Source organism: Aurantiacibacter sediminis (assembly GCF_016019885.1).
GTDB classification, from domain to species: domain Bacteria; phylum Pseudomonadota; class Alphaproteobacteria; order Sphingomonadales; family Sphingomonadaceae; genus Alteraurantiacibacter; species Alteraurantiacibacter sediminis.
The window spans coordinates 472500-491628 of record NZ_JAEANY010000002.1; the positions used below are offsets into that span (position 1 = coordinate 472500).

A 19129-nucleotide genomic window follows, 5' to 3' on the forward strand; every position below is an offset into this window, starting at 1 on the left:
CGGCACACCGCGCGCCGATGATGGGGCGCGTCCTAACATTCTTCGATCCGCTGGTGCGGTTGTTGCTCGTGGCGATTTTTGCTGCGAGCGTGCTGCCGGTGAGCGGGCAGGGCGCGGTGATCGCGCGAAGTGTCTCCGACGTGGCGATTTTCCTGCTGTTCCTGCTCAACGGCCTGCGCCTGCCGCGCGCCGAGATTTGGCGGGGGATGCGCAATGCGCGCGTGCTGGTGCCGCTGATCCTATGGGTGTTTGCGGTGATGGGGCTTGCGGGCTGGGGCGTGTCGGAAATCGCGGAGGGTATTCTCCCTGCGAGCATCGCGCTCGGTTTCATCTTTCTCGGTGTGCTGCCATCAACCGTGCAATCCGCCACCGCTTACACCTCGATTGCGGGCGGCAATGTCGCGAACTCCGTCGTCGCGGCGGCGGTGCTTAATATTTTAGGCGTATTCATCACCGCGCCTATCATGGCGTTTGTCGCAAATAGCGGCACGCCGGGCGTCGATCTCAGCGGGTTGCAGCGGATCGGCATGATCCTGCTGCTGCCATTCGTGATCGGGCAAGCGCTTCAGTCGCGGCTTGGTGCGCTGGTGCAAGACAATCGCACAATGATCGGCTGGATGGACCGGATCGCCATCGCGATTGCTGTCTATGCCGCCTTTTCAAGCGCGGTGGTGCAGGGGCTCTGGTCGCTGCTCGATGCGTCAGGGTGGGCGCTGATGCTGGGCCTCGTCATCGCGCTGCTCGCATTCGCTTTCGTGGGCGCATGGATGGTGAGCGGGGTGCTGGGGTTGCCGAGGGAAGACCGCATCTCCTTCCTCTTTGCGGGAGCACAGAAGAGCATCGCCATGGGCGCGCCGCTTGCCGCGGTGTTGTTTCCACCAGCAGTCGCGGGGCTCGTACTGCTACCAGTGCTGATCTATCACTTGCTGCAATTGGTCATATCGGCCCCGCTGGCTAGCCGATTTACTCCGCCGCAGTAGCCTCAGCCGCTTTCTCCGCGCGGTTGTGCCGCACGGACCACCAGAAGCTAAGACCGATCAGCACGACGCCGATAAGCCCCGTGATCGCTTCGGGAATATGCACGATGGCAGACGTCAGCATGATCGCGCCGAGCACGATGATCGCCCAGAACGCGCCATGCTCGAGATAGCGGTATTCAGCCAAAGTACCCTTGCGCACCAAGTGGATCGTCATTGAACGTACGAACATCGCACCGATGGAGAGGCCCAGCGCGATGACGACCATGTTGTTCGACAGCGCAAAGGCCCCGATCACTCCGTCGAAGCTAAAGCTCGCATCGAGTACTTCGAGATAGAGGAACCCGCCGAGCCCGGATCGCACCACGACGCCGCTCGCCTTTTTCGCTTCCTCGCGCATGTTGAGATATTCGCCCAGCGCCGACACGGCGATGAAGGTCACGAGGCCGAGGACGCCTGCGGTGATGAAGGTCAGCGCGTCTGCATCGGAAAGTTGCGATGAAATCACCCAGATCACGACCAGCAGCAACGCGATTTCGATCGCAGGAAGGGCAGCGATTTTGGTCAGTCGCTTTTCCAATACGCCGATCCAATGAACCTCTTTGTCCGCGTCGAAGAAGAATTTGAGGCCGACCATCGCAAGAAACGCACCGCCGAAGCCGGCAATGCCGATATGCGCGCCGGATACGATTTCCTCGTACCGTTCAGGATCGTTGAGTGAGAGCGTCACCGCCTCCACCGGCCCAATATTCGCCGCAATCGCGACGATGGCGAGCGGAAAAACGATGCGCGTGCCAAACACCGCAATCGCAATACCCCAGACAAGGAAGCGCTGCTGCCAGACCGGATCCATCTCCCGCAGAACAGTCGCATTCACCACCGCATTGTCGAAGCTGAGCGACACTTCGAGGATCGACAGGATCGTGATGATCCACATGATCTGCAGCACCGCGCCGAGAGTATCGGAACTGGAAATCGCATACCACAGGCCAAGCCCGAGGCAGGCCGCGGTGAAGAAAAGCGAGAATGTATAATAGCGCAGCAAAGTCGCCATGCGGTCAATCCTGATTATGCGGGTAGATGGAGCGGCTTTGCGCCGTCAATTCTTGGGCTGGTAAAGCTGATCCGGCCCGGGGAAACCGCGGTCGCGCACTTCGGCGGCGTAGGTCTTTGCAGTTTCCTCGATGGTCGTTGCAATGTCGTTATACTTCTTCACGAAGCGCGGCACGCGTTCGAACATACCGAGCATGTCTTCGGTCACCAGCACCTGCCCATCGCATTTGGCCGATGCGCCAATGCCAATGGTGGGGCAGGACACGGCTTTGGTCACCTCGATGGCAATCGGCTCGACCACGCCTTCCACAACGATGGCGAATGCACCAGCCTCGTCCAGAGCCTTGGCATCGCTGACGATCTTTTCGGCTTCAGCATCGCTGCGACCGCGCGCCATATAGCCGCCGAGCACATTGACAGCCTGTGGGGTCAGGCCGACATGGCCCATCACCGGAATGCCGCGCTGGCTGAGGAAAGCTACGGTCTCCGCCATCGCTTCGCCGCCTTCCACCTTCACCGCCGCAGCGCCGCTTTCTTTCAGCAGCCGAGCGGCCGCATCGAAAGCGTCTTGCGGTGAGGCCTCGTAAGAGCCGAATGGCATGTCGACGACCACTACCGAATGGTAACTACCCCGCACCACAGCAGCGGCATGGTTCGCCATCATTTCCATGGTGACAGGGATCGTGGAGGGCAGGCCGTAGATCACCTGACCAAGCGAATCTCCCACCAGCAGCAGGTCGCAATGCGGATCGAGCAGTTGTGCCTGCCGCGCGGTGTACGCCGTCAGCATCACAATCGGTTCTTCCGTTGTGCCGTCTACCTTCCGCGCGCGAATCTTCGGCACGGTGAGCCGCTTCATCGGCGCAGGAGTGGGATTGGCGCGGCTGGTCGATGTATCGAGAGTGTAGGTCGTGGACATACGACCTCTTTAACAGACTGCCCTCTCGACGCGAGAGTTGATTCTATGCAAAAGGGCGCAAACCTTCGGGCGAGAGGAAAAACTTTACTATGGCACTTACCCAGGCGGGGACCACTTCGGGGGACGGTTGGTCTTCACGTACAGCATTCATCCTAGCTGCCGTTGGCGCAGCTGTTGGCCTTGGCAATATCTGGCGTTTCCCGACACTTGCGGGTGAGAATGGCGGCGGTGCCTTCATCCTTGTCTATATCGGTTTTGTGATCCTGCTGGGCCTGCCGCTGGTTTTGTCAGAGATCCTGCTTGGCCGTGCTGGCGGAGAAGATGCGATTGGATCTGTCCGCAATGTGGCGGCGCATTCCAAGCGCTCGGAAGCCTGGAAAGGCATCGGCGCGCTGCAGATCACCGCGGGCTTCCTGATCCTGTCCTTCTACTCCGTAGTGGCCGGCTGGGTGATCAACTACGTTTTCGCATCGGGCGGCGACTTTTTGGGCGCGCTGTTTAGCGGCGAGCCGTTTGCCGGTGCCTTTGCGGGCGAAAGCCAGGAAGAGATTACCGGCCGAATGGGTGAGCTTTTCGCCAATCCCGCTTTGCTCATCGGCCTGCATGCAGTGTTTATGGCGGCTACCGTGTGGATTGTCGCGAGCGGTGTTGGCGATGGGATCGAAAAGGCCGCGAAATGGCTCATGCCGGCATTCTTCGTGCTTCTCGTGATCGTTACGCTCTATGGCGCAATCGTCACTGACGAGTTCGGCGACGCCGTCGCGTTCATGTTCACGCCCGATTTCAGCGCGCTCAATCCGACTGCCCTCAATGAGGCGCTGGGCCAGGCCCTGTTCTCGCTCAGCCTCGCAGCGGGCGGATTGCTGACTTATGGCGCTTACGTGTCGCGCGATGTGAACCTCGCGCCGACAGCCACCATGATTGCTTTTGCCGACACTGGTGTCGCAATGCTTGCGGGCTTGATGATCTTCCCGATCGTGTTTTCGGTTGGGCTCGATCCGGCTGCTGGCCCAGCGCTGATTTTCCAGTCGCTGCCGATCGCTTTCAACCAGATGCCGGCAGGTTCGCTGATCGGGTTCGTGTTCTTCACGCTGATCTTTTTTGCAGCGCTGACGAGCTCGATCTCGCTGCTTGAGGGACCGACGGCTTGGGTAATCGACCGCTTCCGCTTCCGTCGCCCTGTTGCAGCCATCCTGGTTGGCGGCGTTGCCTTTGCCATCGGTGTCGTCTGCGCGCTCGGCTACAACGTGCTGTCGGAAGTGCGCCCCTTGGGCTTCTGGGACATCTTCGCGGATAGCGACATCCTCGACACGCTGGATGGCTTTACCGGCAAGATCATGTTGCCGCTGGGCGCGTTCCTTGTGGCGGTTTTCGTCGGCTGGTTTGCAGATCGTCGCCTTGTGCAGCAGCAGACCGGGCTTTCGGGCGGCATGTTCATGCTGTGGCGTTTCCTCGTCGCGTTCGTTTGCCCGATCGCGGTTGGCCTCGTTCTGCTGTTCGGCCTGTTCCCGGGTTTGATCACTCCGGCAGCGGCAGGCTGAGGCATAGAGCCTAACTTGTAGGAAAGCGAAAAGGGCCGCCGCTCCCATCGGAACGGCGGCCCTTTCTCTTTGCGATGCTCTGTAGCTTAGAGCGTCGTTTCGGTATGCTCTTCCTTGGCGTCCTCGCGGACGTCAAAGCCGAAGAGCATCTTGGCGTTATCGACAAAGCCCAGATCGCCATTCCAGATCTCGGCCTGACCCAGATCCATGCGCAGCATCAGCAGGTTCGGATCATCCTTGCCGCCGGGGAACCATGCTTCGACGACGGTGCTCCACTGCTTTTCGAAGCGTTCTTGACTGGTTTCCTCGCTCAGGACGCCGGAGAAGCGCGCGAACATGTCATGGCCCTTGCCGGCGAAGGTCGCGGTGGCGGGGCCACCCTTGGCAAAGGTGTGATCCTTGGTGGTGAAGAACCAGATCGCGCTGTTCGCATCCTTGTCGAGCTGCGCGGTCATCGGCACGGCGGTGTCGGGATCGGCATCGAGTTGGAGGAAGATGAAGGGGCTATCGTCCAGCGATTTCCAGAAGTCGGTCTTCAGCTGCTTGGTATCGGTCATTTCAATCTCCTTTGCTGTTCCAACGGCTTGCCCCTGCCAGCGGTTCCGCTTCTCCCCAAGTGCTCTCCACACCATCAACACGATTGCTGAGCCAAGCAGTTGCATGGCTGCGTGAATAGGAACATAAGAGGAACAAAGGAGTCGATTCGGAATGGACATGGCTACCCTGCCACGCGCAGCGGAGCTGTCTCGTGCCGGTGCCCGCAATCCGCGTTGGCATCCCGGCAGCGCGCCAGCCCTGCATAGCGAGATCTTTGCCCCCGCCAATGAGGCGAGCGGGGCAGGGGCGGCCTTTGCCCTGGCGATGGATGGCTGGCGCAGCGCCGCACGGCAGGACGACAGCCTTCCCGCAGCGGAAGAGCGCGCAGTGCTGTGGGTGCAGGACCGTGCGGCAATGCGCGCAGGTGGCAGGCCGTATCGCCCGGGCCTTCCCGAGGTCCTGCGCCACCGCCTGATCCACGTCGCCGCCAAGACGCCGGAGGACGCGCTTTTCGCGATGGAGGAGGGGATGCGTTGCCGAGACTTGGCGTGCGTGATCGGCGAAGTGGCGGGCAATCCGCGGGCGATGGACTTCACCGCCTCGCGCCGCCTCACCCTGGCGACGGAGAAGCATGGCGTGCCGCTGCTGCTCATCCGGCTCGACGCCAAAGCGGATTTGAGCTCTGCGCGCATGCGCTGGCGTATCGGCTCGGCCCAATCCGCCCCACCGCTGTGGAACCCGCAGGCCCCCGGCCGCCCGGCCTGGCAGGCAGAACTGTTCCGCAGCCGTACTCACATTCCCGGAGAGTGGATCCTGCGCGATGAACACAGCTTCCTCGCCGCAGAGCGTATCGAACCTGCCAGCAGCCCCGCCGCGCCGGATCATGGCGATCTGGGCGAGCGAGCTGGCACTCGATCGCTGGCGGCACTCTGAGAACTGCAAGGCGGGCGAAGACGCCGATAGCGAGCCGCTCGCGCTGATCACCGAGACCGCGCATGGCCCGCGCATCGATGCGGCCAATGCCGCTGGCCGTGCTGCCGGAGCAGCCAAGGGCATGATGCTGGCCGATGCGCGCACGCTGTGCCCCGCCATCGCCGTGCGGCCGAGCGATCCGGCGGGCGATCTCGCTTTCCTTGAACGGCTCGCCATCTGGGCGCAGCGCTGGGGCCCGTGGAGCGCGATGGACGCGCCCGATGGCCTGCTGGTGGATGTGAGCGCGGTGGCGCATCTGTTCGGCGGAGAGCGCCGCCTGCTCGCCGATGTGGAAGCGCGTTGCAGCGCGCGCGGCCTCTCGGTCAGCGCGGCTATCGCGCCCACGGCAGGCGCGGCCTGGGCGCTGGCGCATTTCGCCGCATCGGGCGCGGTCCTTGGGCCGGAGGAGGACATCGCCGCGCGCCTTGCGGACTTGCCAGTGGCCGCGCTCCGCCTCGACAATGACGTCCTGCTGGTGCTGCGGCGGCTGGGGCTGAAGCGGCTCGGCGATCTGACCAGCGTGGGCGAGGGCCGGGGAGACGAGCAGCGCGGGCGCGATGCGCTGCACCGCCGCTTCCGCAATCGCAAGTCGCCTGCCGCCAATCCGCTCATCCGCATGGACCAGCTGGCCGGCCGCGTGCCCGAACCGCTGCTGCCCGTCGTCCCGCTTACCGCCGCGCTGGTGCAGCGCCGCCTGCTCGAACCGATCCGCCACCGCGACCTGCTCGATACGGTGGTGCGCGACCTTGCCGAAGACATGGCGCGCGAACTGGAAGGGCGGGGCGAGGGTGCGCGCCGCCTCCAGCTGGGCATGTGGCGCGTCGATGGTGAAGTGGTGGTGCGCGAGTTGGAGATGGCTGCTGCCACTCGCGATCCGGCGCATATCCTGCGCCTGTTCACCGCCCGGCTCGACGATGTGGATGCAGGCTTCGGGATCGAGATGGTGCGTCTGCGCGCCAGCTGGGCAGAGCCGCTGGGCCTCGACCAGACCGATCTGGAAGCCGCGGCAGAGGCGCATGGCACATCGCTTGCCGCCTGCATGGACCGGTTGACCGTGCGGCTCGGCAAAGGCGCGGTGCAGCGCCCGGTGCTGAAGGCGAGCCACATTCCCGAACGCGCGCAGGGCTGGCAGCCGCCGCTGGAAGCAGAACCCGCCACGCAGGGCCAGCTCGCTTTCCACACCCGCCCCATCAAGCTGCTCGAACCGGCAGAGGGTATCGCCGTGCTCTATGCCAGCCCCGATGGCTATCCCCAGCGCTTTCGCTGGCGTGGCGAGGTCTTCGAAGTAGCGCGAGTGGAGGGGCCGGAACGCATCGCACCCGAATGGTGGCGCGAGAAAGGCACAGCCCGCCTGCGCGACTACTACCGGATCGAGGATGCGAAAGGCCGCCGATACTGGCTCTACCGCCTCGGCCTGATCGGCGACGGAAGAGGCGGCGCGCCCGAATGGTTCGTGCAGGGCCTGTTTGCGTGAGTTAGTTGAAAGGGGTGTGACAGGTGTGACAGTGTCCAAGCGAAGAAAAACCGGCATACAAACTGCCTGTCCTATCCCTTTGTAAAAATGGCGAAAGGGCGGATCGAATCGCATGCGATTGAACAATCATGCCGATCACTCTGTAGGAAAGAAGCGCTTGACGATTTGCATGCGCTCAAGCAGCCAAGAAGCATGGACTTGAAGAGCTTGGACATAGCGAAATTACTGTTGCCGATTGCGCTTATCGCGGCTCCGGCCAGCGCGCAGCATGACCCTGAGGATTATCGCGCAGACGCCGAGCAGGTGATCCAGTTGATCGAGCAGAACTACGCCTATCGGGACCGCTTTCCCGATGCGCAAATCCCGATAAATGCCACCCTGCGGGCAGAGGCAGATAGCGTGGACGACAGCGCCGACTTGCTCGCCTTTACCGAACGCATGCTGCTCCTGCTGCGAGATCACCACGCCATCACCGGAAGCTCATTCTCGGATAGCTGGGCGCTTGTTCCAAGCTACACCGATCTCTGGATCATTTATCGGGATGGCGTCTATCTGGTCGATGCGGTGCGCGGCGGCTCGCCGGCAGACCGCGCAGGAATCACCGCCGGCATGCGCCTGACACACATCGGAAACATGCCTGTCGATCAGGCGGTAGCTGCATTCTGGGCCGATCTGGGGGAGGGCCCAAATGTTCATCGCGAAAGCCAGGCCTTTGCGGCGCGGGTGCTGGCTGCGGGGCGGCGAGACCGCGAGCGCCGTCTGTCATTTGCCTCCGATGCGGGCGCATTAAGCGTCGACCTTCCCAGCATGTATGACGAACCGCGAGCCGCCAGCGGACCGATCACTGTCTCGCGCGATGACGATACGCTGCTCATCCGCTTCAACGATTCGCTTGGTGACGAGGCAACCATCCAGGCTTTCGACAGCGCCATGGCCGATGCTGACGATGCTCAGCACGTGGTGCTGGACCTGACCGACACGCCAAGCGGCGGGAATACGACAGTCGCGCGCGGGATCATGGGCTGGTTTGTCGATGAGCCTTCTCCATACCAGATCCATGAACATCCTGCAGAGGAACTGCGCACCGGCATTGCACGGCGCTGGACCGAATTTGTGATGCCACGCGACGGCATGTATTTCGCAGGCGATGTAACCGTCCGTGTCGGCCGCTGGACCGGCAGTATGGGAGAAGGCCTTGCCATCGGCATGCAGGCGCAGGGTGCGTCGCTGGAAGGCGGGCCGATGGCGGGCCTGTTGGGCGCGATCTACGATTTGCGCACGGACCGAACCGGCCTGTTGTTCAAGCTGCCTGCAGAGCGGCTCTATGCCGTGGACGGTACGCCGCGTGAGGATGTGTCCGTACCATAGGCCGAAACGGCGCTATGCCGCAGCCTCCGCCGCCAGCTTCGCGCGCTTGTTGCGCTGGACGATGTTAAGGATTTCCACCCCGACAGAGAAACCCATGGCGGCGTAGATATATCCCTTGGGCACGTGGAAGCCGAAGCCATCGGCGATCAACACAAGGCCAATCATCACCAGGAAGGCGAGGGCCAGCATCACCAGTGTCGGGTTCTTCTCGATGAAGCGCGCGAGCGGATCGGCGGCGACCATCATCACGCCAACGGTGATGACGACGGCGGCAACCATGATCGGGATTTCGTCCGTCATGCCCACGGCGGTGAGGATCGAGTCGACCGAGAACACGAGGTCGATCGCCACGATCTGCGCAATCACCGTACCGAATGTCGCCGTGGCGGCGGTTTTCATGTCCGGCGTCTTGTCCATGATGTCACCGGAATTGTCGCTCGGCTCCATCGAATGGTGGATTTCCTTGGTCGCCTTCCACAGCAGGAAGAGGCCGCCCACCAGCAGGATTAGATCGCGGCCGGAAAAGGCGGTTTCAAAACTTGCCTTATTCGTCCCTTCTACGGGCGGACCGGTGATCCCCAGGTCGAAGAGCGGTTCCTGCAAAGTCACGATCCAACCGATCAGCATAAGCATGCCGATCCGCATGATGAGCGCCAGCGAAAGGCCGATGCGCCGCGCGCGCTGCTGCTGGTGCTCTGGCAGCTTGTTGGAAAGGATCGCGATGAAAATAAGGTTGTCGACGCCAAGGACAACTTCGAGTGCGATAAGGGTGAGCAGGGCCAGCCATGCGGCGGGATCGGTAAGGAGCGCCATGATATCCATGCAACCGCAATGTCAGAGCGCGAAGCTTCGTTCCAGCTTCACATGCAGGCCATCAACAAAATAGCTTGGGTTTTGCGCTCTTGTCAGGCGTTCCGCCTTCGATTGCCGAGGACGCGATATTGGGGTCTGCGCTGTGCACCAGTCGCGGTCCGGAGGGTGCCTCTTCGATCGTCTTTTCGAGCATTTTGGGCGGGATGGGCGCTTCGAATTGCACGCCGCACATGCCGGGTTTCGACCAGCTGATGAAACCATACGCCTCGCCATAAGGCCAATCGAGGATCACTGCGCAGCCTTTTCCCGGTGGCTTTTCGGCCGTGATGCGCGCGCCGTGCTCCGAAATGTCAAACAGGCGGCCTGGCACGTTGCCGCTGGGATTAACGAGGACAACCATGCAATCTACACGGGTGCGGGGGCTGGCGCGGCGTTCTGCAATGGGTTTCGATGTCTCGCGCGCAAACAGCTTCATGGCATGTCCCGTTGTTGTGTTTGAGTCATGCGATGCGCCGCTCTGGTTAAGGCGGGCTTAAGAGACAGGGTAAGGGTGAAATTAAGCAAAGTGGTGTGGCGACAAAATACGCAGCGAAAACAAAAAGGCGCGCCTCCGGAGAGACGCGCCTTTCGTGATCGCAGTGGACGCGAACTTTTGTCGGGAATTACTCGGGAGCAACGACCAGGCGATTGCCCTGCGGCTGCACCGAACGCGCGCTCGGCCCGAGTGATGCGTACATCGCTTCGATCTGCTCGGCGCTTGCCGTCATGGTCTGCTCGGCGACATGCCAGTTCACACCTTCGCTGCACGGCGGCGTGGTGAGCGAGCCCATATAGCGGAAGACGCCTAGATCATCGGGCACCATGTCATTGACATCGAAGCTGACATCCATGCCATTGTGAACGTCATTATCGCCCAGATGCGGCATAATGGCGCTGAGAGCCGGGTTTGCATCACCCTCTTCGAACATCACGCCCAGAACGCCAAGGCGACCATCTTCGGTGGCGTGGACAAAGTGCGCGACCAGCGGGTGACGCTCACCATCCATGGCGTGCTCTGCAGGGGTGTGGAAGTGGACCTGGATCAAATTGAACTCGGTACCGCCTGAAGTCATTCCCATGCCCATCGGAAAATCGACCTGCACCTTTTCTTCGCCCAGAGCCATGGTGCCGGTGGTGCTGCCGAAATTAGTGCTCAGGGCGACATCGCCGCGCGCATTGGGCGTGCCAAGATCAATCGGCGACTGGTTGAGGCCAGCATCGCACAGCGCATAATCGTTGCTGATCAGCGACCAGCGCTCATCAGTGACGCCATCGCCGAAATTCCAGTCCTTTTCCTGCGCCATGGCAGGGGTGGCCATCAGGGCGGCTACGGCGGTGTAAGCAAGAAGTTTCATCAAAGTCTCCAACTTTTGTCGCGAGGGCGATTGCCCTCGGTCGATTCGGGCGGCTGCCCTGTTCAGCTGCGTCCGACATCACGAGCATGGCTCGCCAGAGGGGCCCGGTACGCGCGCACCGCCTTCGCGATGGCTTGTCCAAATAATTCGGGTGGCGGGTATTGGTTCCGGTGCCGGTTAGAATGCGAAAAGACTTGGCGAATCCAGCGCAAGAACATATAAGGAACAAATGCCTGCGCTCGACACCATTCAGAAACTTGGAATACTCGCCGATGCGGCGAAGTATGATGCGTCCTGCGCGTCTTCGGGCACGGCGAAACGCAATTCCAAAGGCGGGAAAGGCGTCGGCTCGACAGAGGGGATGGGCATTTGCCACGCTTATGCGCCCGATGGCCGCTGCATCTCGCTTCTGAAGATCTTGCTGACCAATCACTGCATCTTCGATTGCCACTACTGCGTGAACCGCAAGAGCTCGAACGTGCGCCGCGCGCGCTTCACTCCGCGCGAAGTCGCGGACCTGACGATCACTTTCTATCGCCGCAATTATATCGAGGGGCTGTTCCTCTCCTCCGGCATCATCAAGAGCTCCAATCACACGATGGAGGAGATGGTCGAATGCGCGCGCATCCTGCGCGATGAATACGACTTTCGCGGCTACATCCATCTGAAAACTATCCCTGAGGCGGACCCGCAACTGGTGCACCAGGCGGGGCTTTATGCAGACCGTGTCTCGATCAATGTCGAACTGCCCACCGATACCGGTCTCACGCGCCTCGCGCCTGATAAGGACAGCCGCCAGATCGAAGGCGCGATGGGCGGGGTGAAGATGGCGATCCGCCAAGCGAAGGATGAGAAGAAGCGCTTCAAGCATGCGCCGCGCTTTGCTCCGGGTGGCCAGTCGACGCAGATGATCGTCGGCGCCGATACCGCGACCGATAGCGATATCGTGGGCAAGGCGAGCAGGCTGTATGACAGTTTCAAGCTGCGCCGCGTTTATTACAGCGCCTTCTCACCCATTCCCGATGCCAGCGCGGTTCTACCGCTCAAACGCCCGCCGCTGATGCGCGAGCACCGGCTTTACCAGTCGGACTGGCTGATGCGCTTTTATGGCTTTGCACCGAAAGAGGTGATGCAGGCGACCGAGGCGGATGGGAATCTGCCACTCGATATCGATCCGAAACTCGCCTGGGCGCTCAAATTCCGCGACAGTTTCCCGGTCGATGTGAATCGTGCCTCGAAAGAGCAATTGTTGCGTGTGCCGGGGCTGGGAACGCGCGCCGTCGGGCAGATATTGGCGTCACGACGTCACCGCACGCTGCGGCTTGACGATGTGGCTAAGCTCACCGTTTCGATCACCAAGGTGCGGCCCTTCATCTGCACGGTGGACTGGCGCCCGCTCACCCTGACCGACCGCGCTGACTTGCGCAGCCTCCTTGCGCCGAAGCAGGAGCAGTTGGAGCTGTTCGGATGATGGTGCGGCAAAATTCTCCCCTCCCGTTCACGGGAGGGGCCGGGGGTGGGCATGGGCCCGACAGGGCCCACCCCGCTGCGACTAGCTCGCTTCGCTCGGCAAGTCTCACTGCCCCTCCCGCAGGCGGGAGGGGTGGAAAGTGACCGCGCTCCAGCACGTAAAGCTCGGCACCTATTACGTGGTCAACATGCTGAGCCACGATGACTTCGGCTTCTGGCGGGAGCGGGCGCGCAGCCTTGTTCAATGCGATGTGCCGCCAGACCGGGTCGCATGGGTGGAGCCGGGCGGTACCGGATCGCTCTTCTCACATGGCGAGCGGCGGATGCCTGTGCCTGAAGACCCGAACCGCATGGTGCGCGCGAGTAAGCGCTTCGTGAGTCTCGCCAAAACGGCAATCCACCACTCCGATCCGGAGCGTTTTGCGCTTCTCTATCGCCTGCTGTGGCGGCTCCAGTCCAATCCGCGGATGATGGAGGACAAGGCCGATCCCGATATCCGCCGGGTGGAGGAGCTGGACAAGGCGGTGCGGCGCGATGCACATAAGATGCACGCTTTCGTCCGCTTCCGGCTGGTGGAGGAGGGCGATGAGCCCGAAGCGGGAGAGCATTACGTCGCCTGGTTCGAACCCGATCATCACATATTGCGGCGCGAGGCGGGCTTCTTCGTGCGCCGCTTTGCTAATATGCGCTGGTCGATCCTGACCCCGCGTGGGAGCCTGCACTGGGACACCGAAACTTTGTGCGAAGGCCCTCCGGCGCAGAAATCGGACGCGCCGAGCGGCGATCCGGCAGAGGATCTCTGGCGCAAATATTACGCCTCCATCTTCAATCCCGCGCGGCTCAAGATCGGCGCGATGCTGAAGGAAATGCCCAAGAAATACTGGAAGAACATGCCCGAAGCGGAGCTGATCCCCGAGCTGATCGCCGGGGCGCAGGGGCGTGAGGCATCCATGGTGGCGGAAGGCAAATCGGAATTTGCCGCGCGGCCCGATACGCTGGAGGCGATCGGCAAAGCGATTGCCGGATGCCGCAATTGCCCCATTGGCAGTCTCGAAAACCACGCAGTGATGGGCGAAGGGCCGCGCGATGCGCCTCTGATGATCGTCGGCGAGCAGCCGGGCGACAAGGAGGATATGGCCGGGCGTCCCTTCGTCGGGCCTGCAGGGCAAGTGCTGAACGAGCATCTCGCCGCCGCCGGGATTATGCGCGAGAAGGCCTATCTCACCAATGCGGTAAAGCATTTCAAATATGTGCAGCGCGGCAAGCGCCGCATCCACCAGTCCCCCGCTGCAAAGGAAATCGACACCTGCCGCTGGTGGCAGGAGGCCGAGCGGGCCATCGTGAAGCCGAAGCTCGTGCTGGCGTTGGGCGCCTCTGCCGCGCGCAGCCTGCTTGGCAAGACGGTGAGCGTGAACAAAGTGCGCGGCACGCCGATCGCTCTTGAGGATGGTAGCGAGCTATGGGTGACAGTGCACCCGTCCTATCTCCTGCGCCTCGATGGCGATGCGGCGGCCGAGCAGGAACGGCTGTTTGCAGCGGACCTTGCGGCGGTGCGGGAGCGGCTCGACCAAATGGCGGAGGCCCCCTGATCTGCTCACCCTGAGCCTGTCGAAGGGCGTTCTTCACTTCTCGCGTGGTGCCTGAAGAAAAGCAGTCCTTCGACAGGCTCGGACGAGCGGGGTGTTTCCCATGCCTGAAAACGACCTCGTCCAGCCCAAGCGTACGATCGATCTCGATCCCGACACGATCGATGCACCGCCGCGCGCGCCCTTTGTCGAGCTGGGCATTGTCTCATGCTTCAGCTTCCTGCGCGGCGCCTCCGATGCGGTGGACCTCGTGCTGGCCGCGCGGCAGCTCGGCTATGACGCCATCGGGATTGCCGATGCCAACAGCATGGCCGGCGTCGTGCGTGTGCATACGGAAGCGAAAACGCTCAAGCTGCGACCTGTCATCGGCACGCGGATCGAAACGACGGAGGGCCTCGCCTTCCTCGCCTATCCGAAAGATCGCGCCGCCTATGGCCGTCTCTGCCGCCTGATCAGTGCAGGGCGGATGTCGACTCTGGATGGCGAATGGCAGGAGAAAGGCGCGTGCGAAATCAGCCTCATGATGCTGGCCGAGCATAGCGAAGATGTGCAGCTGATCCTGATCCCGCCCGATGATTTGGGTGCGGAGTTTTCCATCAGCGTGGCGAGTAACGTGATCCCCCTCCCGCTTGCGGGAGGGGCTAGGGGTGGGCGCGAACGAAGTGAGCATGGGAAAGAGCCTATCCCCGAACATGAGGGGAGTAATGATGCCCGTCTATTCGCACCGCAGAACATTACCGCCCCATTCCCCGACATTCTCCCTCATCTCGTGCGCACGCTCCCCACCATGCGCCATATCGCGGCGAGCTTCCTCTATCGCGGGAATGACATCGCCCGGATCGACCGGCTCGACATGCTCGCCCGCGCCAATGGCTTGCGGCTGCTGGCGACCAATGATGTGCATTACCATGCGGCAGAACGGCGCCCGCTACAGGATGTGATGACGGCGATCCGCCACAAGACCACCGTGGCCGCCGCCGGGCACCTGCTCCATGCCAATGCCGAACGGCATCTGAAAAGCCCCGAAGAGATGCTGAGCCTGTTCGCCGCGTGGCCGCAGGCGATTCAGGCGACGCGCGAGGTGGCCGATGCCTGCAATTTCAGTCTGGATGAGCTGCGCTATGAATATCCGGACGAAATCTATCCCGGTGACATGGGGCCGCAGGAATATCTCGAATGTGCCACCTTCTGGGGCGCGCAGGAGCGCTATCCGCACGGCATCCCGGACAGCGTCTTCGCCACGCTGGAGAAAGAATTGGCGCTGATCGCCAAGATGGACCTCGCGCGATATTTCCTCACCATCCAGGATATCGTCGATTTCGCCCGCACGCAGGTCGATCCGCCGATCCTGTGCCAGGGGCGGGGAAGCGCGGCCAATTCAGCGGTGTGTTTCTGCCTCGGCATCACCAATGTCGATCCGGCGCATCACCAGCTTTTGTTCGATCGCTTCATATCGGAAGACCGCAAGGAGCCGCCCGATATCGATGTCGATTTCGAGCATGAGCGGCGTGAGGAGGTGATCCAGTATCTCTATCGCAAATATGGTCGCCACCGCGCTGGCCTGACTGCGACGGTGATCCATTACCGCCCGCGCATGGCCATCCGCGAAGTCGGCAAGGCGATGGGATTGTCGGAGGACGTCACCAGCGCCCTCGCGCGCACCGTATGGGGCGGATGGGGCAAGGAAATTGGCGAGGATCACGCTGCTGAAACGGGCATGGATTTGAGCGATCCGCACCTCAGGCGCGTTCTCACGCTCACCAAGCAAATGGTTGGAATGCCGCGACATCTTTCGCAGCATGTCGGCGGGTTCATCCTCACCGAAGGCGCGCTGACCGAGACCGTGCCCATCGGCAATGGTGCCATGCCCGATCGGACGTTTATCGAATGGGACAAGGACGATATCGAGGCGCTCGGCATCCTCAAAGTCGATGTGCTGGCATTGGGCATGCTTACCTGCATCAAGAAATGCCTCGACCTGCTGGAAGATCATCATGATCGCCCGCTGACCCTCGCCAGCGTGCCGCGAGAGGACCCGGAAACCTACGCCATGCTGCGCAAGGGCGATTCGCTGGGCGTGTTCCAGGTGGAAAGCCGCGCGCAGATGAACATGCTGCCGCGCCTGCGCCCGCGCGAGTTTTACGATCTCGTGATCCAGGTCGCCATCGTGCGCCCCGGGCCGATTCAAGGCGATATGGTGCACCCCTATCTCAAGCGGCGGCGCGGGGCGGAGAAAGTGGTGATCCCCGCGCCCAGTCCGCAACACGGCCCGCCCGATGAGCTGTCCAACATCCTCGAACGGACGCTTGGCGTACCAATCTTTCAGGAGCAGGCGATGAAAATCGCGCTCGATGCGGCGAAATTCTCGTCCAAGGAGGCGAACCGTCTGCGCAAGGCCATGGCGACGTTCCGCAGCCGCGGCATGGTGGATGAATTGCAGGACATGATGGTCGAGCGGATGGTGACGCGCGGGTACGACCGTGAATTTGCCGAGCGCTGCTTCAACCAGATCCGCGGCTTTGGCGAATACGGCTTTCCCGAAAGCCACGCCGCGAGCTTCGCGCATCTGGTCTATGTATCGAGCTGGCTGAAATGCCATTTCCCGGCCGCTTTCGCCTGCGGATTGCTCAATTCGCAGCCGATGGGTTTCTATGCCCCGGCGCAGATCGTGCGCGATGCGCGCGAGCATGGTGTGACGGTGTTGCCGGCTGATGTGAATTGCAGCGAGTGGGATTGTACTTTGGAGGAATTGCGGCCGTCGGATGCCCACCCCACTGCGACTAGGCAGCAAGCTGCCAAGTCTCGTAACCCCCTCCCGCATGCGGGAGGGGCCACGGAGGATGGTGGCGAAGTGCGAGGCCGCGCCGATAAACACATCGCCCTGCGACTCGGCCTGCGGCAGGTCGATGGCCTGCCCGAACATGTCGCGGCAAACCTGCTGGCGGCGCGGGCGCAGGATGGGCCTTTTGGCGATGTTGCCGAGCTGCGAGACCGGGCGCGGCTTTCCCCTGCGCATATCGAGCGTCTGGCGAGTGCGGACTGCTTCACTTCAATGGATCTTTCACGCAGGCAGGCCCTGTGGGATGCGCGCAGCCTGATCGGCGGGGAGGATCTGCCGCTATTCCTGCACGCAGATGAGCGGGATGAGGGCGCGGAACGCGGCCGCGCGATCCTGCCGAAAATGCCTTTGTCGGAGGAAGTGGTGGCCGATTACCAGACCACGCGGCTCAGCCTGAAGGCGCATCCGATGGCCTTCCTGCGCGCTAGCCTTGCCCAGCGCGGCTTTGTGCGCGCCTGCGATCTGAGGGATCGCAAGTTCCGCTCCATGGTGCATGTCGCAGGCGTGGTGCTGATTCGCCAGCGGCCGGGCAGTGCGAAGGGTGTGTGCTTCATCACGCTGGAGGATGAGACGGGCGTCATCAATCTCGTCGTGTGGCCCGATCTCAAGGAGAAGCAGCGCCGCGTCGTTATGGGATCGCGATTGATGGAAGTGCGCGGGCGGGTGGAATATGATGACGAAGTGATCCATGTCATTGCCCAGCATATGACTGACGCAACGCCCGAACTTCATCGCCTTTCCGATGACATGCTCAACGCGCCGCTCGCGCGGGCAGATCACGTCACCAGTCCGCTGCCACCTGGCAAAGGCAGGGTGGTCGAGGCAGCCGAAGGCGCAATCAAGCCGCGCGATCTGATCGATCAGCTGAGCGGCAGCAAGGGCGGCCATCCGCGCAATGTGCGAATTATTCCCAAATCGCGGGACTTCCACTGATGGCGAAGGGCAAAGCGAAGTCACGAGTGGCGCGGCGATTGGTTACGCTGCTGGTATTGCTCGCGGCGGGAGCATTCGCGTTAACGTATGGACGCACATGGCTGGAAAAACATCCGCAGCACAATCCGTGGGCACCGCTCGATCTCGACAATCCGCGTGGATGGGCGACTTCGATGAAAATCGGTGCGCTGCGCTCCGATCCTGCGGCCTGCCGCGCTGTGCTGGAGCGCAGCGATATCGCGTTTACGCAGCTTCAGCCCGCGGGCGAGGATGCCTGCCGTCGCGACGATCGCTTGCTGCTCCCAGATTCGCCGCTCGTCCCGGCAAATCCGGAAATGACCTGCCCGGTCGCAGTCGGATTGAGCCAATGGCTGACGAAAGATGTCAGGCCGCTGGCCGAGGAAATGCTGGGATCGCCGATTGCACGCGTGGAGCAGCTTGGCACCTATAATTGTCGGCGCATTGGCGGGGGCAGCGAAGGTCGCTGGAGCGAGCATGCGACCGGCAACGCGATCGACATCTCTGCATTCGTGCTGCAAGATGGCACGAGGATTTCACTGCTCGCCGATTGGGATGATATTGGCGAGGCAGGGCGTTTCCTGCGCGCCGCGCATGATAGCGCCTGCCTGAATTTCGGGATCGTCCTATCGCCCGAATATAATGCCGCCCATGCCGATCATTTTCATCTGGACCAGGGCCGACGGCCGACTGCTGGCATGTGCCGATGACCTGACGCGCATTCAAACTGCGTCGATTCTGCCAGACAAACAGAAACCCCCGCCGAAGCGGGGGTTTTCAAAAGGTATATGAAGGCCGTTAATTACGGGCTGGTCGGCAACGGATCGTTGTCGTCTTCATTGTCTTCGATCAGGATGACCAGACCGACAGCAGCCAGAGCTGCGAGCAAAGCGGCGATGACGCCTGCGCTCATACCAGATTCTTCAGCGTTGAGTACCGGAGCACCTTCACGGTCAATGGTGGGCGCTGCAACGGCGGCGGTGGAGCCGAGCATAAGCCCGGTGGCGACTACACTGGTAATAAGCTTCTTCATATCCATCCTCATTTTTTGGAGGTTTCTCGTAGTTGATGGCCGTATATCGCGATTGCGGTATAATGTGAAGCCACCGTGGCAAATTTTGTTCCTAATTGAGCCATAATCGCGGTGAAGTGACATTCCTACAACAAAAATGGCTTTGAAATTTGGTCAAAAAAATTTTCGCAAACTTTATGCTGCACCTGCGTTATCAAATGCT

General features: G+C 61.7%; 16 protein-coding genes. 9 read left to right on the top strand and 7 right to left on the bottom strand.

The window, feature by feature from the left end:
• Nucleotides 1–17 precede the first annotated feature (17 nt).
• Nucleotides 18–980, top strand: a complete 963-nt coding sequence (locus I5L03_RS07825; RefSeq protein ID WP_234035142.1) for a bile acid:sodium symporter — start codon at nucleotides 18–20, stop codon at nucleotides 978–980.
• Here I5L03_RS07825 and I5L03_RS07830 read toward each other — a convergent pair.
• Together I5L03_RS07830 and panB are read right to left on the bottom strand one after the other, a co-directional pair.
• Entirely contained in the window at nucleotides 964–2031 is a 1068-nt protein-coding gene (locus I5L03_RS07830; RefSeq protein WP_197921184.1) for a DUF475 domain-containing protein, read from the bottom strand. The two genes, I5L03_RS07825 and I5L03_RS07830, sit on opposite strands and share 17 nt — an antisense overlap.
• Nucleotides 2032–2076: 45 nt before the next feature.
• A complete protein-coding gene (panB, locus tag I5L03_RS07835) occupies nucleotides 2077–2949 on the bottom strand; it encodes a 3-methyl-2-oxobutanoate hydroxymethyltransferase (protein ID WP_197921185.1) in 873 nt (290 codons plus the stop codon).
• A gap of 89 nt (nucleotides 2950–3038) precedes the next feature.
• Between panB and I5L03_RS07840 the strand changes: the two genes are divergently transcribed.
• Nucleotides 3039–4490 carry a sodium-dependent transporter gene (locus tag I5L03_RS07840; RefSeq protein ID WP_197921186.1) on the top strand — a complete coding sequence of 484 codons (1452 nt, stop codon included), beginning with the start codon at nucleotides 3039–3041 and terminating at the stop codon, nucleotides 4488–4490.
• 86 nt (nucleotides 4491–4576) lie between these two features.
• Here the strand turns inward: I5L03_RS07840 and I5L03_RS07845 are convergent, their stop codons facing one another.
• Nucleotides 4577–5047, bottom strand: a complete 471-nt coding sequence (locus I5L03_RS07845) for a pyridoxamine 5'-phosphate oxidase family protein (protein WP_197921187.1) — start codon at nucleotides 5045–5047, stop codon at nucleotides 4577–4579.
• Nucleotides 5048–5198: 151 nt separating this feature from the next.
• Between I5L03_RS07845 and I5L03_RS07850 the strand changes: the two genes are divergently transcribed.
• From I5L03_RS07850 to I5L03_RS07860, 3 genes are all read left to right on the top strand, one after another.
• Nucleotides 5199–5960: a hypothetical protein gene (locus tag I5L03_RS07850; RefSeq protein WP_197921188.1), complete on the top strand. Its 762-nt coding sequence runs from the start codon at nucleotides 5199–5201 to the stop codon at nucleotides 5958–5960.
• On the top strand, nucleotides 5848–7473 hold the full coding sequence (locus I5L03_RS07855) for a DNA polymerase Y family protein (RefSeq protein WP_234035143.1): 1626 nt from the start codon (nucleotides 5848–5850) through the stop codon (nucleotides 7471–7473). Before I5L03_RS07850 ends, I5L03_RS07855 begins: the two co-directional genes overlap by 113 nt.
• A 192-nt stretch (nucleotides 7474–7665) precedes the next feature.
• The gene (locus tag I5L03_RS07860) at nucleotides 7666–8841 is read left to right on the top strand and encodes a S41 family peptidase (protein WP_197921189.1); all 1176 of its coding nucleotides are present in this window, start codon (nucleotides 7666–7668) and stop codon (nucleotides 8839–8841) included.
• Between the two features lie 12 nt (nucleotides 8842–8853).
• Here I5L03_RS07860 and I5L03_RS07865 read toward each other — a convergent pair whose 3' ends face one another.
• From I5L03_RS07865 to I5L03_RS07875, 3 genes are all read right to left on the bottom strand, one after another.
• Nucleotides 8854–9663, bottom strand: a complete 810-nt coding sequence (locus I5L03_RS07865; RefSeq protein ID WP_197921190.1) for a TerC family protein — start codon at nucleotides 9661–9663, stop codon at nucleotides 8854–8856.
• A 52-nt stretch (nucleotides 9664–9715) separates the two neighbouring features.
• Complete coding sequence (locus tag I5L03_RS07870) at nucleotides 9716–10129, bottom strand: PilZ domain-containing protein (protein WP_197921191.1); 414 nt, start codon at nucleotides 10127–10129, stop codon at nucleotides 9716–9718.
• 187 nt (nucleotides 10130–10316) lie between these two features.
• Nucleotides 10317–11048, bottom strand: a complete 732-nt coding sequence (locus I5L03_RS07875; RefSeq protein WP_197921192.1) for a carbonic anhydrase — start codon at nucleotides 11046–11048, stop codon at nucleotides 10317–10319.
• A gap of 229 nt (nucleotides 11049–11277) precedes the next feature.
• Between I5L03_RS07875 and I5L03_RS07880 the strand changes: the two genes are divergently transcribed.
• From I5L03_RS07880 to I5L03_RS07895, 4 genes are all read left to right on the top strand, one after another.
• On the top strand, nucleotides 11278–12519 hold the full coding sequence (locus I5L03_RS07880; protein WP_197921193.1) for a putative DNA modification/repair radical SAM protein: 1242 nt from the start codon (nucleotides 11278–11280) through the stop codon (nucleotides 12517–12519).
• A gap of 139 nt (nucleotides 12520–12658) precedes the next feature.
• The gene (locus I5L03_RS07885; protein ID WP_197921194.1) at nucleotides 12659–14107 is read left to right on the top strand and encodes a UdgX family uracil-DNA binding protein; all 1449 of its coding nucleotides are present in this window, start codon (nucleotides 12659–12661) and stop codon (nucleotides 14105–14107) included.
• Between the two features lie 100 nt (nucleotides 14108–14207).
• A complete protein-coding gene (locus I5L03_RS07890) occupies nucleotides 14208–17876 on the top strand; it encodes an error-prone DNA polymerase (RefSeq protein ID WP_197921195.1) in 3669 nt (1222 codons plus the stop codon).
• Entirely contained in the window at nucleotides 17876–18604 is a 729-nt protein-coding gene (locus tag I5L03_RS07895; protein ID WP_197921196.1) for an extensin-like domain-containing protein, read from the top strand. The genes I5L03_RS07890 and I5L03_RS07895 overlap by 1 nt, the downstream gene beginning before the upstream one ends.
• A gap of 92 nt (nucleotides 18605–18696) precedes the next feature.
• Here I5L03_RS07895 and I5L03_RS07900 read toward each other — a convergent pair whose 3' ends face one another.
• Nucleotides 18697–18927 carry a hypothetical protein gene (locus I5L03_RS07900; RefSeq protein ID WP_197921197.1) on the bottom strand — a complete coding sequence of 77 codons (231 nt, stop codon included), beginning with the start codon at nucleotides 18925–18927 and terminating at the stop codon, nucleotides 18697–18699.
• Between the last annotated feature and the right edge of the window lie 202 nt (nucleotides 18928–19129).

Coding starts and splice junctions, on each gene's coding strand:
- I5L03_RS07855 (WP_234035143.1), top strand. CDS start 5,848: ATGAACACAGCTTCCTCGCCGCAGAGCGTATCGAACCTGCCAGCAGCC.
- I5L03_RS07830 (WP_197921184.1), bottom strand. CDS start 2,031: ATGGCGACTTTGCTGCGCTATTATACATTCTCGCTTTTCTTCACCGCG.
- I5L03_RS07895 (WP_197921196.1), top strand. CDS start 17,876: ATGGCGAAGGGCAAAGCGAAGTCACGAGTGGCGCGGCGATTGGTTACG.
- I5L03_RS07870 (WP_197921191.1), bottom strand. CDS start 10,129: ATGAAGCTGTTTGCGCGCGAGACATCGAAACCCATTGCAGAACGCCGC.
- I5L03_RS07845 (WP_197921187.1), bottom strand. CDS start 5,047: ATGACCGATACCAAGCAGCTGAAGACCGACTTCTGGAAATCGCTGGAC.
- I5L03_RS07825 (WP_234035142.1), top strand. CDS start 18: ATGATGGGGCGCGTCCTAACATTCTTCGATCCGCTGGTGCGGTTGTTG.
- I5L03_RS07900 (WP_197921197.1), bottom strand. CDS start 18,927: ATGAAGAAGCTTATTACCAGTGTAGTCGCCACCGGGCTTATGCTCGGC.
- I5L03_RS07875 (WP_197921192.1), bottom strand. CDS start 11,048: ATGAAACTTCTTGCTTACACCGCCGTAGCCGCCCTGATGGCCACCCCT.
- I5L03_RS07865 (WP_197921190.1), bottom strand. CDS start 9,663: ATGGATATCATGGCGCTCCTTACCGATCCCGCCGCATGGCTGGCCCTG.
- I5L03_RS07880 (WP_197921193.1), top strand. CDS start 11,278: ATGCCTGCGCTCGACACCATTCAGAAACTTGGAATACTCGCCGATGCG.
- I5L03_RS07890 (WP_197921195.1), top strand. CDS start 14,208: ATGCCTGAAAACGACCTCGTCCAGCCCAAGCGTACGATCGATCTCGAT.
- I5L03_RS07840 (WP_197921186.1), top strand. CDS start 3,039: ATGGCACTTACCCAGGCGGGGACCACTTCGGGGGACGGTTGGTCTTCA.
- panB (WP_197921185.1), bottom strand. CDS start 2,949: ATGTCCACGACCTACACTCTCGATACATCGACCAGCCGCGCCAATCCC.
- I5L03_RS07860 (WP_197921189.1), top strand. CDS start 7,666: ATGGACTTGAAGAGCTTGGACATAGCGAAATTACTGTTGCCGATTGCG.
- I5L03_RS07850 (WP_197921188.1), top strand. CDS start 5,199: ATGGACATGGCTACCCTGCCACGCGCAGCGGAGCTGTCTCGTGCCGGT.